The organism is Pseudomonas sp. ADAK2, from assembly GCF_012935755.1.
In the GTDB taxonomy this organism is placed as follows: Bacteria; Pseudomonadota; Gammaproteobacteria; order Pseudomonadales; family Pseudomonadaceae; genus Aquipseudomonas.
The window spans coordinates 6,426,934-6,439,833 of record NZ_CP052862.1 but is presented as its reverse complement, the minus strand read 5'-3'; the positions used below and the strand labels follow the sequence as shown (position 1 = coordinate 6,439,833).

Annotated in this window: 9 protein-coding genes; 2 read left to right on the top strand and 7 right to left on the bottom strand. The window is 61.0% G+C overall.

Going from position 1 to position 12,900, the window contains the following annotated elements; translation table 11 throughout:
• Nucleotides 1–56: 56 nt before the first annotated feature.
• From cmk to mtnA, 7 genes are all read right to left on the bottom strand, one after another.
• Nucleotides 57–746 (bottom strand): (d)CMP kinase, encoded by a 690-nt coding sequence (gene cmk, locus HKK52_RS29600; RefSeq protein ID WP_054051914.1) that lies wholly within the window; start codon nucleotides 744–746, stop codon nucleotides 57–59.
• Nucleotides 743–2,950, bottom strand: coding sequence for a bifunctional prephenate dehydrogenase/3-phosphoshikimate 1-carboxyvinyltransferase (locus HKK52_RS29595; protein ID WP_237150814.1), 2,208 nt, complete (start codon nucleotides 2,948–2,950; stop codon nucleotides 743–745). Before HKK52_RS29595 ends, cmk begins: the two co-directional genes overlap by 4 nt.
• 28 nt (nucleotides 2,951–2,978) lie before the next feature.
• Nucleotides 2,979–4,091: a histidinol-phosphate transaminase gene (gene hisC, locus HKK52_RS29590; protein ID WP_169373683.1), complete on the bottom strand. Its 1,113-nt coding sequence runs from the start codon at nucleotides 4,089–4,091 to the stop codon at nucleotides 2,979–2,981.
• Nucleotides 4,092–4,101: 10 nt separating this feature from the next.
• Nucleotides 4,102–5,196, bottom strand: coding sequence for a prephenate dehydratase (gene pheA, locus HKK52_RS29585; RefSeq protein ID WP_028620536.1), 1,095 nt, complete (start codon nucleotides 5,194–5,196; stop codon nucleotides 4,102–4,104).
• The gene (gene serC, locus HKK52_RS29580) at nucleotides 5,196–6,281 is read right to left on the bottom strand and encodes a 3-phosphoserine/phosphohydroxythreonine transaminase (RefSeq protein WP_169373682.1); all 1,086 of its coding nucleotides are present in this window, start codon (nucleotides 6,279–6,281) and stop codon (nucleotides 5,196–5,198) included. The genes pheA and serC overlap by 1 nt, the downstream gene beginning before the upstream one ends.
• 252 nt (nucleotides 6,282–6,533) lie before the next feature.
• Nucleotides 6,534–9,197 carry a DNA gyrase subunit A gene (gyrA, locus tag HKK52_RS29575; protein ID WP_169373681.1) on the bottom strand — a complete coding sequence of 888 codons (2,664 nt, stop codon included), beginning with the start codon at nucleotides 9,195–9,197 and terminating at the stop codon, nucleotides 6,534–6,536.
• A gap of 424 nt (nucleotides 9,198–9,621) precedes the next feature.
• Nucleotides 9,622–10,698 (bottom strand): S-methyl-5-thioribose-1-phosphate isomerase, encoded by a 1,077-nt coding sequence (gene mtnA, locus HKK52_RS29570; protein ID WP_169373680.1) that lies wholly within the window; start codon nucleotides 10,696–10,698, stop codon nucleotides 9,622–9,624.
• Between the two features lie 108 nt (nucleotides 10,699–10,806).
• Here mtnA and HKK52_RS29565 point away from each other — a divergent pair, with 108 nt between their 5' ends.
• On the top strand, nucleotides 10,807–12,141 hold the full coding sequence (locus HKK52_RS29565; RefSeq protein ID WP_169373679.1) for a TRZ/ATZ family hydrolase: 1,335 nt from the start codon (nucleotides 10,807–10,809) through the stop codon (nucleotides 12,139–12,141).
• Nucleotides 12,142–12,199: 58 nt separating this feature from the next.
• A complete protein-coding gene (gene ubiG, locus HKK52_RS29560; protein ID WP_123406836.1) occupies nucleotides 12,200–12,898 on the top strand; it encodes a bifunctional 2-polyprenyl-6-hydroxyphenol methylase/3-demethylubiquinol 3-O-methyltransferase UbiG in 699 nt (232 codons plus the stop codon).
• The last annotated feature ends 2 nt before the right edge of the window (nucleotides 12,899–12,900 follow it).

Below are 12,900 nucleotides of genomic sequence, written 5' to 3'. Positions count from 1 at the left end.
CGTTCATTAGAAGAAGCATCGCAAGACTATGACTGGTCCCCTGCAAAGCTTCTTGGTCACCCGGCGATATCGCGAATGGCGATTTCACTCATGATGCGTTCCAGCACCTGATCGATGGATAATTCCGTGGAATCCAGCTGTATGGCGTCAGCCGCCGGTTTGAGCGGGGCTACCGCTCGCTGGGTGTCACGCTCATCGCGGACACGTATCTCATCTAGCAGACTCGACAGACTAACACCATCGACTTTGCCCTTCAACTGCAAGTATCGACGGCGCGCACGCTCCTCGGCACTGGCAGTCAGGAATATCTTCAGCGGCGCGTCCGGGAAAACCACAGTACCCATGTCGCGACCATCGGCTACCAGGCCAGGTGGCTCCTGGAACGCCCGCTGGCGCTGCAGCAACGCATCGCGCACCGCCGGCAGCGCGGCGACCTGGGAGGCCCAGGCGCCGACCTGCTCGTTGCGCAGATCGTCGGTGACATCGTCACCTTCAAGAATGATTCGCTGCGGATGCCCTTCCGTCGCGCCGACGAACTGCACGTCCAGATGAGCGGCCAACAGCTTCAACGACTCTTCATTGGTCAGATCGACGCCATGATTACGCGCCGCGAATGCCAGCAAACGATACAGCGCGCCGGAATCCAGCAGGCACCAGCCCAGACGCTTGGCCAGAATCCCGGCAATCGTGCCTTTGCCCGAACCGCTAGGGCCGTCGATGGTGATGACCGGTGGCTTGATGATCACGACTGAGCCTCTTGTGCAACACGGATACCGACCTGCGCGCACAGCGCGAGGAAATTCGGGAACGAAGTCGCGACGTTGGCGCAGTCATGAATGCGGATCGGTGCGGTGGCGCGCAACGAAGCCACGCTGAAAGCCATCGCGATCCGGTGATCGCCGTGACCGTGCACTTCGCCGCCGCCGATCAGGCCGCCGTCGATGATGATGCCGTCCGGGGTCGGCTCGCACTTGACGCCCAACGCCAGCAAGCCATCAGCCATGACCTGGATCCGGTCCGACTCCTTGACTCGCAACTCTTCGGCGCCGCGCAAGATGGTGCGCCCTTCGGCGCAGGCCGCGGCCACGAACAGCACCGGGAACTCGTCGATGGCCAGCGGCACCAGCGCCTCAGGGATCTCGATACCCTTGAGTTTAGCTGCTCGCACGCGCAAGTCAGCCACAGGTTCGCCGCCGACTTCACGCTGGTTTTCCAGGGTGATGTCCGCCCCCATCAAACGCAGGATGTCGATCACGCCGGTACGGGTCGGGTTGATGCCGACGTGTTCCAGCACCAGCTCCGAACCTTCGGCGATCGACGCGGCCACCAGGAAGAACGCCGACGAAGAGATGTCGCCCGGCACTTCGATTTGGGTCGCAGTCAGTTTGTGGCCGGACTCGACCGACGCGGTAGCGCCGTTGACCGTAACCGGATAGCCGAAGCCACGCAGCATGCGCTCAGTGTGGTCGCGGGTCGGTGCCGGCTCGGTGACGGTGGTCTTGCCTTCAGCGTACAGACCGGCCAGCAGCAGGCAGGATTTAACCTGGGCGCTGGCCATCGGCATGGTGTAGGTCAGGCCTTTAAGCTTGTTGCCGCCACGAATGGTCATCGGTGGACGACCTTCTTCAGCGGTCTCGATCACGGCACCCATTTCACGCAGCGGATTGGCCACGCGATTCATCGGACGCTTGGACAGCGAGGCATCACCGGTCAGGGTGCTGTCGAAGCTCTGCGCGGCCAACAGGCCGGACAGCAGACGCATCGACGTGCCAGAGTTGCCCAGATAGATCGGACCTGGCGCAGGCTTCAGGCCATGCAGGCCGACGCCGTGAATGGTCACACGACCGTGGTGCGGACCTTCGATCACGACACCCATGTCGCGGAAGGCTTGCAAGGTCGCCAGGGCATCTTCGCCCTCAAGGAAACCTTCCACTTCGGTGGTGCCTTCGGCCAGGGAGCCGAGCATGATCGAACGGTGGGAAATGGACTTGTCGCCCGGTACACGAATCCGCCCAGTCAGGCGGCCACCAGGTTGTCCCAGGAAAATCAGGTCGTTGGAGTTCATAGCGTCCACATAAGCCCGGCGGGCCAGGATTTTACTGAAATGTTCGCGGGCAACCCGGGCGCGCGTGAACACGCCCAGCAATTGATGCCCATCCCCTGCATCGACCGCGTCGCGCAAGGCGTCGAGGTCGCTGCGAAATGTATCGAGTGTGCGCAGGACAGCTTCGCGATTGGCGAGGAAGATGTCGTGCCACATGACCGGGTCGCTTCCGGCGATTCTTGTGAAATCGCGGAAACCGCCCGCAGCGTAACGGAAGATCTCAAGATTTTCATTGCGCTTGGCCAGTGAATCGACCAAACCGAACGCCAACAGGTGCGGCAAATGGCTGGTCGCCGCCAACACTTCGTCGTGGCGCTCGACCTGCATGTGCTCGACATCGGCGCCCAATTCGCGCCACAAACGGTCGACCACGGCCAGGGCTGCCGGATCGGTTTGATCCAGCGGCGTCAAAATCACTTTATGGCGCCGGAACAACTCGGCATTGGAGGCTTCCACCCCACTCTGCTCGGAACCGGCAATCGGATGCCCCGGCACGAAACGCGCCGGCATGCCGCCGAACGCTACAGTGGCCGCACGCACCACATTGCCTTTGGCACTGCCGACGTCGGTCAGGATCGCTTGCCCCAGGTCCATGCCCGCCAACTGGCCGAGCATTTTTTCCATGGCGAGAATCGGCACGGCCAGTTGAATCACGTCGGCGCCCTGACAAGCAACCGCCAGGTCTTCTTCGCAACGATCCACCACGCCCAGCTCAACCGCCAGTTTGCGCGACTGCGGATCGAGGTCGACCCCGACCACTTCGCGGCACAAGCCGCTTTCGCGCAACCCCTTGGCAAACGAACCACCGATCAACCCCAGACCGACCACCACCAGGCGCCCGATCATAGGTTCAGCAGATTGCAGTGCAGTGACATCAACCACAAGCCAGAACCTTGGTCAGCGCCTCAAGGAAGCGGCTGTTCTCAGCCGGCAGACCGATGGTGATACGCAAGTGGTTGGGCATGCCGTAATTGGCCACCGGACGCACGATCACGCCTTCGCGCAGCAAGCCCTGGAAGACCGGCGCAGCGACCTGCCCCAGGTCGACGCAGATGAAGTTGCCTTTCGACGGAATCCAGCTCAGCCCCAGCTCACGGAAACCTGCTTGCAGTTGCAGCATGCCGGCTTCGTTCAGGCGACGGCTTTCCGCCAGGTATTCGGCGTCCTGCAGCGCAGCGCACGCAGCGGCCAGGGCCAGGCTGTTGACGTTGAACGGCTGGCGCACACGGTTCAGCACATCGGCCACCACCGCGGTCGATAAACCATAACCGACCCGCAGCGCCGCCAGGCCATAGGCCTTGGAGAAGGTGCGCGATACCAGCAGGTTCGGATACGCCGCGAGGAAGTCCAGGCCATCCGGCAAATCGCTGCCTTCGGCGTATTCGATGTAGGCCTCGTCCAGCACCACCAGCACATGGGCCGGGACGTCCTGAAGGAATTCGTCCAGCGCTTCGGCGCCGAACCAGGTCCCGGTCGGGTTGTTCGGGTTGGCGATGAACACCACGCGGGTGTCGGCATCAATCGCGGCCAGCATGGCCGGCAGATCGTGGCCCCAGTCTTTGGCAGGAATCACTTTGGCCTGTGCGCCAACGGCTTGCGTGACGATCGGATAGACCGCAAACGCGTGCTCGCTGAACACCGCATTCAGGCCCGGCGCCAGATAGGCACGCGCGACCAGTTCCAGAATGTCGTTGGAGCCGTTGCCCAGCGTCACCTGATTGAGTTCGACGCGGCACTGCTCGGCCAGCAGGGTCTTGAGCGCAAAGCCGTTGCCGTCGGGATAGCGGGTCAGCTCGGCCAATTCTTCGCGAATCGCGGCCAAGGCCTTCGGACTGGCACCCAGCGGGTTTTCATTGCTGGCCAGTTTGACGATTTTGGCCGGATCGATGTCCAGCTCGCGCGCCAGTTCGTCCACAGGCTTGCCCGGAACGTACGGCGAAAGTTGTTGCACGCCCGGCTGTGCCAGAGCGAGGAAGTCACCACTCATTTGCTACCCCTTATAGAACGGCTTTCGGGTAGGAACCCAGCACTTTGAGTGCTACTGCTTCCTGACTGATCTTTTCCAGTACACCTTTGATCAATGGATCGCGGTGGTGGCCGACGAAGTCGATGAAGAACACGTAGGTCCATTTACCGCTGCGCGACGGACGGGTCTCGATCCGTGTCAGATCGATGCCGTTGTCGTGGAACGGCACCAGCAACTCGTGCAACGCGCCGGGTTTGTTGCTCATGGAAACGATGATCGAAGTCTTGTCGTCGCCGGTCGGCGGCACTTCCTGGCTGCCGATCATCAGGAAGCGCGTGGAGTTGTCCGGGCGATCCTCGATTTTCTCGGCCAGACGGGTCAGCCCGTACAAGCCTGCCGCCATGTCGCCGGCAATCGCCGCCGAGTTCCACTCACCCTTGACCCGCTTGGCCGCTTCGGCGTTGCTGGACACCGCCACGCGCTCGACATTCGGGTAATGGGCGTCCAGCCACTTGCGGCACTGGGCCAGGGACTGAGCGTGGGAATAGATGCGACTGATGCTGTCGGTCTTGGTGTTTTCACCAACCAACAGATGATGGTGGATCCGCAACTCGACTTCGCCACAGATCACCATGTCGTGTTCGAGGAAGCTGTCGAGGGTGTGGTTGACCGCGCCTTCGGTGGAGTTTTCCACCGGGACCACGCCAAAATTTACCGCACCGGCCGCCACTTCACGGAACACTTCGTCGATCGCCGCCATCGGCTTGCTGATTACAGCGTGGCCGAAATGCTTCATGGCTGCGGCCTGGGTGAAGGTACCTTCAGGGCCGAGGTAAGCCACTTTCAGCGGCTGCTCGAGGGCCAGGCACGAGGACATGATTTCGCGAAACAGCCGCGCCATCTCTTCGTTGCCCAGCGGCCCCTGGTTGCGTTCCATCACGCGCTTGAGCACCTGAGCTTCACGCTCAGGACGATAGAACACCGGCACTTCGCCTTCGGCCAGCGAGGCCATCTTTACTCGCGCAACTTCCTGGGCGCAGCGTGCACGCTCGCTGATCAGCTCCAGGACTTTGGTGTCCAGGGCATCAATGCGAACGCGCAGTGCCTTGAGTTCTTGCTCAGACATTAGCCGTGTTCCTTCTCGAACTCTGCCATGTACGAAATCAGTGCGTTGACCGCAACGATATCGACGGCGTTATAGATGGAGGCGCGCATGCCGCCCACGGAACGGTGACCCTTGAGGTTCAGCAGGCCACGTTCGTCGGCACCGGCCAGGAATGGCTTGTCCAGGCGATCGTCGGCCAGACGGAACGGCACGTTCATCCACGAGCGGTCCGACTTGTTGATCGGGTTGCTGTACAGGCCGCTGGCGTCGATGAAATCGTACAGTGTGCGCTGTTTGACTTCATTGAGCTTGCCGATGGCTTCAACCCCACCCTGCTCTTTCAGCCACTCGAATACCAGGCCCGACAAGTACCAGGCCAGGGTCGGCGGCGTGTTGTACATCGAGCCGTTATCGGCTGCGACCTTGTAATTGAGCATGGTCGGGCACAGGGAGCGGGCGTGACCGAGCAGGTCTTCGCGGATGATGTTCACCAGGATGCCGCTCGGGCCGATGTTTTTCTGGGCGCCGGCGTAGATCATGCCGAAACGCGAGATATCCACCGGACGCGAGAGGATGTCCGAAGACATGTCGGCCACCAGCGGAACGTCGCCGGTTTCCGGGATCCAGTTGAATTCCAGGCCGCCGATGGTTTCGTTCGGCGCGTAGTGAACGTAGGCCGCGTCTTTCGACAGGCTCCACTCGTTCTGGCCGGGAATGGCGAAATAGTCGTAAGGCTTGGCGGTAGCGGCAACGTTGACGTGACCGTAACGCGAAGCTTCTTCGATGGCTTTCTGCGACCAGATACCAGTGTCGATATAGTCGGCCGAGCCGCCTTCAGGCAACAGGTTCAGCGGGATCTGGGCAAATTGCTGGCTGGCGCCGCCTTGCAGGAACAGCACTTTATAGTTCGAAGGGATATTCAGCAGATCACGCAGATCCTGCTCGGCCTTGGTCGCGATGGACACGAACTCATCGCTGCGATGGCTCATTTCCATGACCGACAGGCCCTTGCCGTGCCAATCGAGGAGTTCACCCTGAGCGCGCTTCAGGACAGCTTCAGGCAGCGCCGCAGGACCGGCACAGAAGTTATAGGCTCTCTTGCTCACATCCAATCTCGCTCTGATTTGGTGGTATCACGCAATAAATCTGAAAATTCGAAATCCTGAAATCCCGAAATCCTGTAGGAGCTGTCGAGTGAAACGAGGCTGCGATCTTTTCCTGGATCCTACAAAGCAAGATCAAAAGATCGCAGCCTCGTTTCACTCGACAGCTCCTACGGTTCCTACATTCCTACATTTCATATTCAAACAGGAGAAACAAGAAGGGGGCGAATTCTCATCCGCCCCCTGCTTGTCCGCTTATTCCTGCGGCTCTTCGTCGGCTGCGGCGTCGAGTTGCTGGTCTTCGGCAATGTCGTCGATCACGACTTCACCGTCGAACACTGCACCTTCTTCGCCCTCTTCACCTTCCAGCTCTGCGCCTTCGACTTCCGATGGCTCCTGAACCCGTTCCAGACCGACCAGCTTTTCATCGCTGGCCAGTTTGATCAAGGTCACGCCCTGGGTGTTGCGACCCAGGCTGGAGACTTCGTCGACACGCGTACGAACCAGGGTGCCCTGGTCGGAAATCAGCATGATTTCCTCGCCGTCGAGCACCTGGACGGCACCGACCAGTCGGCCGTTACGGTCGTTGCTGACCATGGCGATAACGCCCTGACCGCCACGCTTGTACTCAGGGAACTCGGTGATCGCCGTGCGCTTGCCATAACCACGGGCCGAAGCGGTCAGGATCTGGCTGCCTTCTTCCGGGATCAGCATGGAAATCAGCTTCTGGCCTTCCGGCAGACGCATGCCGCGAACACCGCGAGCCGTACGGCCCATGGCGCGAACGTCCGTTTCCTTGAAGCGAGTCACCTTGCCGCCGTCGGAGAACAGCATGACTTCGCGGCTGCCATCAGTAATGGAAGCAGAAATCAGCACGTCGCCTTCGTCCAGCTCCAGCGCGATCAGGCCTACGCTGCGCTGACGGCTGAAGGATTCCAGCGGGGTCTTCTTCACGGTGCCTTTGGCAGTGGCCATGAAGATGAAGTGACCTTCGGTGTATTCATCGACCGGCAGCATGGTGGTGATGTATTCATCACTGTCCAGCGGCAGCAGGTTGACCAACGGACGACCACGGGCAGCGCGGGAGGCTTCCGGGATTTCGTAGGTTTTCAGCCAGTACACCTTGCCTTTGCTGGAGAACAGCAGCAGCGTGGTGTGGCTGTTGGCGACCAGCAGGTGAGCGATGTAGTCCTCATCCTTGACGCCGGTGGCCGATTTGCCTTTACCGCCACGACGCTGGGCCTGGTACGCAGCCAATGGCTGGGTCTTGGCGTAGCCACCGTGGGAAATGGTCACGACGCGCTCTTCTTCCGGGATCATGTCACCCAGGGTCAGGTCGAGACGGGCATCGAGAATTTCGGTGCGGCGCACGTCGCCGTATTCGGCACGGATCACTTCCAGTTCTTCGCGGATCACTTCCATCAGGCGCGTGGCGCTGCTGAGGATGCGGATCAGCTCGCCGATCTGGTTGAGGATCTCTTGGTACTCGGCCAGCAGCTTCTCGTGTTCCAGACCGGTCAAACGGTGCAGACGCAGTTCCAGAATGGCTTGCGCCTGTTCTGGCGAGAGGAAGTACTTGCCTTCACGCAGGCCGTATTGCGGATCCAGCGTCTCTGGACGGCAGGAATCGGCACCGGCACGCTCAACCATTGCGACCACGGCGGAAGATTCCCACGCGGTCTTGATCAGCGCTTCTTTGGCTTCCGATGGCGTCGGCGAAGCCTTGATCAGGGCGATGACCGGGTCGATGTTCGACAGGGCAACCGCTTGACCTTCCAGGATGTGACCACGTTCGCGGGCTTTACGCAGCTCGAACACGGTACGGCGGGTCACCACTTCGCGACGGTGACGGACGAAGGCTTCCAGCAGGTCCTTGAGGTTCAGGATCCGCGGACGGCCGTCGATCAGCGCAACGATGTTGATACCAAACACTGCTTGCAGCTGGGTCTGGGCGTAGAGGTTGTTGAGGATCACCTCAGGCACTTCGCCACGACGCAGCTCGATCACGACGCGCATACCGTCTTTGTCGGACTCGTCGCGCAGTTCGGTGATGCCTTCCAGCTTTTTCTCTTTTACCAGCTCGGCGATCTTCTCGATCAGACGGGCCTTGTTCAGCTGGTAAGGCAGTTCGGTGATGACGATCTGCTGACGACCACCGACCTTGTCGATGTCTTCAATCATCGAGCGGGCACGCATGTAAATGCGGCCGCGACCGGTACGGTAGGCTTCGATGATGCCGGCGCGACCGTTGATGATCGCGGCGGTCGGGAAGTCCGGACCGGGGATGTATTGCATCAGCTCATCGATGGTCAACTCAGGGTTGTCGATGAGGGCCAGGCAACCGTCGATGACTTCACCGAGGTTGTGCGGCGGGATGTTGGTCGCCATGCCCACGGCGATACCGCTGGAGCCGTTGACCAGCAGGTTGGGAATACGGGTCGGCATGACCGCGGGGATCATTTCGGTGCCGTCGTAGTTCGGCACCCAGTCCACGGTTTCTTTATGCAGGTCAGCCAGCAGCTCGTGCGCCAGCTTGGTCATGCGCACTTCGGTGTATCGCATGGCGGCGGCGTTGTCGCCGTCCACCGAACCGAAGTTGCCCTGACCGTCTACCAGCAGGTAGCGCAAGGAGAATGGCTGCGCCATCCGAACGATGGTGTCGTACACCGCGGTATCACCGTGAGGGTGATACTTACCGATCACGTCACCGACAACACGGGCAGATTTCTTGTACGGCTTGTTGAAGTCGTTGCCCAGCTCGCTCATCGCGAACAGCACACGCCGGTGCACGGGCTTCAAGCCATCGCGCGCATCCGGCAGTGCCCGCCCGACAATTACGCTCATCGCGTAGTCGAGGTAGGACTGCTTCAGCTCGTCTTCGATATTGACCGGGAGGATTTCTTTGGCCAGTTCGCCCATGAGAAGCCTGATTCCTTTTTCTGGTGAAACTTCGTCACATCCATTCGGGACGAACGAAGCTCGCCGATGACGGCTGAGTGCCATGCACCGACTTACGACAAATCAACGAGTTATGCCATGGATCTGCGCAGTAAAGACAACCCCGTGGGACTGCCTCGGAAAACGCCGGATGTTATCACAAGAGCCGCCACGCACCTATCCCCCTGATGCGCATGGAGCATAGTTAGTTGACCGGTGACAGGCTTAACGGGGACGAGAGAGGCTTAGAGCCGGCACAACCCTCTATTCGCTAGCGGAATATGGGGCAGCAGGGAGGAGAGACCGAGTCATCGTTCATCGCGGGCAAGCCTCGCTCCTACAGAAACGGGGAACCTGTAGGAGCGAGGCTTGCCCGCGAAGGCGTTTTAACTGACAACAAATACCGTCAATGCAGACGCTTGCGGCACATCAACTGCGCCATTTTCGCCGTATCCGGCCGCTCGACGATGCCCTTCTCGGTGACGATCGCATCGATCAGGTCCGCCGGGGTCACGTCGAACACCGGGTTGAACGCCTCGACATCCGCCCCCACCCGCTTGCCGCCAACGTCCAGCAGTTCGCTGCCGGCGCGCTCTTCGATGGGAATATCGTCGCCACTGGCCAGGCTCATGTCGATGGTCGAACTCGGCGCCACCACCATGAACCGCACGCCGTGGTGCATGGCGCTGACCGCCAGTTGATAGGTGCCGATCTTGTTGGCCACGTCGCCATTGGCGGTGATCCGGTCGGCGCCGACGATCACCCAGGTGATGCCTTTGGTCTTCATGATGTGCGCGGCGGCGGAGTCAGCGTTGAGCGTTACCGGGATGCCTTCGTTGGCCAGTTCCCACGCAGTCAGCCGCGAACCTTGCAGCCACGGGCGGGTTTCATCGGCGTAGACGCGTTCAACCATGCCTTCGATGAACGCGCCGCGGATCACCCCCAGCGCCGTACCGAAACCGCCAGTCGCCAGGGCGCCGGTGTTGCAGTGAGTGAGGATCGCCTGGGCATTGCCCTGGTGCTTGCGGATCAGGTCCACACCCAGTTGCGCCATGGTCAGGTTAGCTTCGCGATCACTTTCGTGAATGGCCATGGCTTCCGCCTCCAGCGCCGCGAGAGGATCCGCATCGCCCTTGAGACGATCCAGGCGATCACGCATGCGACTCAAGGCCCAGAACAGGTTCACCGCCGTGGGACGGGAATCGGCCAGCAACGCGTAATCCTCTTCCCACGCCGCCTGCCAGTCGCCGCCCTCGGCAATGCGAGCGCGGGCCGATAGCACCATGGCATACGCAGCACTGATGCCAATCGCCGGAGCGCCGCGCACCACCATCGAGCGAATGGCCTCGGCCACACCCGCGGCGCTGGTGTAGGCGATCCAGGTTTCCTCGAATGGCAAAATCCGCTGATCCAGCAGGTACAGGGCGCCATCACGCCAATCGATGGCCTTTACCTTCTCCGCAGCCAACAGTCGATCGCGCATCCCACACCCCGCACTCATGAACAAAAGCCGCCGATTATAGCGAGCCCCCCGCGAAGACGCTCGGGTATACTTCGCCATCCTTTACAAAAGCACTGGAACCGACCCTCGATGCCGAAACCTGCCGTTGCGCTCGACTTATTATTGCTGCCGACCTGGCTGGTACCCGTCGAACCCGCTGGCGTGGTCCTCAAAGAGCACGGCCTGGGCATCCGCGACGGTCGTATCGTGTTTATCGGCCCGCGCGCCGAAGCGCTGAAGTGTAACGCGACTGAAATCCGCGAGCTGCCGGATGTTTTGCTCGCCCCCGGCCTGATCAACGCCCATGGTCACGCGGCGATGACGCTGTTCCGTGGCCTGGCCGATGACCTGCCGCTGATGACCTGGCTGGAAAACCACATCTGGCCGGCCGAGGCCAAGTGGGTCGATGAAGATTTCGTGCGCGATGGCACGGACCTGGCGATCGCCGAGCAGATAAAAGGTGGCATCACCTGCTTCTCTGACATGTATTTCTTCCCCAAGGTTGCCAGCGAACGCGTGCATAACAGCGGGATTCGCGCACAAATCGCCATTCCAATTCTCGATTTCCCGATCCCAGGTGCAGCCACGGCGGACGAAGCCATTCGTCAGGGCGTCGAACTGTTCGGCGATTTGAAACATCACGAGCGGATCAAAATCACCTTCGGCCCCCACGCGCCTTACACCGTGGGCGACGAAAACCTGGAGAAGATCCGGGTGATTGCCGAAGAGCTGGACGCTGCAATCCACATGCACGTCCACGAAACCGCGTTCGAAGTGCAGCAATCGCTGGAACAGCGTGGCGAACGCCCGCTGGCCCGCCTCGGACGCCTGGGCTTGCTCGGGCCGCGCTTCCAGGCGGTTCACATGACCCAGATCAGCGATGAAGACCTTGCCTTGCTGGTAGAAAGCAACACCAATGTGATTCATTGCCCGGAATCGAACCTTAAGCTGGCCAGTGGTTTCTGCCCGGTGGAGCGCCTGTGGCAGGCCGGGGTGAACGTCGCGGTCGGCACCGACGGCGCGGCCAGCAATAATGACCTGGACCTGCTCGGCGAAACCCGCACCGCCGCGTTGCTGGCCAAGGCGGTCGCCGGCTCGGCCACGGCGCTGGACGCCCATCGCGCATTGCGCATGGCGACCCTTAACGGTGCGCGCGCCCTCGGGATCGAAGCAGAAGTCGGTTCGCTTGAAATCGGCAAGGCGGCGGACATCGTTGCCTTTGACCTTTCCGGCCTGGCGCAGCAACCGATCTATGACCCGGTGTCACAACTGATCTACGCCACTGGCCGCGACTGCGTGAAACACCTGTGGGTCGCCGGCAAGCAACTGCTCGACGACAAGCGCCTGACGCGCCTGGATGAAGCACAACTGTGCGCCACGGCCAAGGCCTGGGGCCAGCGCATCAGCGGCCACACCGAATCGTAAGCCCCCCGGGCGCAAACCCGGGGCAACAGGATTTTTCAAGTTTTAGAGGACTTAAACCATGAGCAACGTCGACTACGCCGAAATCGCCAAATTCGAAGCCCTGGCCCATCGCTGGTGGGACCGCGAAAGCGAGTTCAAACCGCTGCACGACATCAACCCGCTGCGGGTCAACTGGATTGACGAACGGGTCAACCTGGCCGGCAAGAAGGTCCTCGACGTCGGTTGCGGTGGCGGCATCCTCAGCGAAGCCATGGCCCAGCGCGGCGCCACCGTCATGGGCATCGACATGGGCGAAGCGCCGCTGGCGGTCGCGCAACTGCATCAGCTGGAATCCGGGGTGACGGTCGAGTATCGCCAGATCACCGCTGAAGCCCTGGCCGAAGAGATGCCCGAGCAGTTCGACGTGGTCACCTGCCTGGAAATGCTCGAGCACGTGCCGGACCCATCCTCGGTGATCCGCGCCTGCTTCCAGATGGTCAAGCCCGGCGGCCAGGTGTTCTTCTCCACGATCAACCGCAACCCGAAGGCGTACCTGTTCGCGATCATCGGCGCCGAATACATCATGAAGCTGCTGCCGCGCGGCACCCACGACTTCAAGAAATTCATTCGCCCGTCCGAGCTGGGGGCCTGGAGCCGCATGGCCGGCCTGACCGTCAAGGACATCATCGGCCTGACGTACAACCCGCTGACCAAGCACTACAAACTGGCGGCCGACGTCGACGTCAACTACATGATCCAGACCCTGCGCGAGGAGTAAGC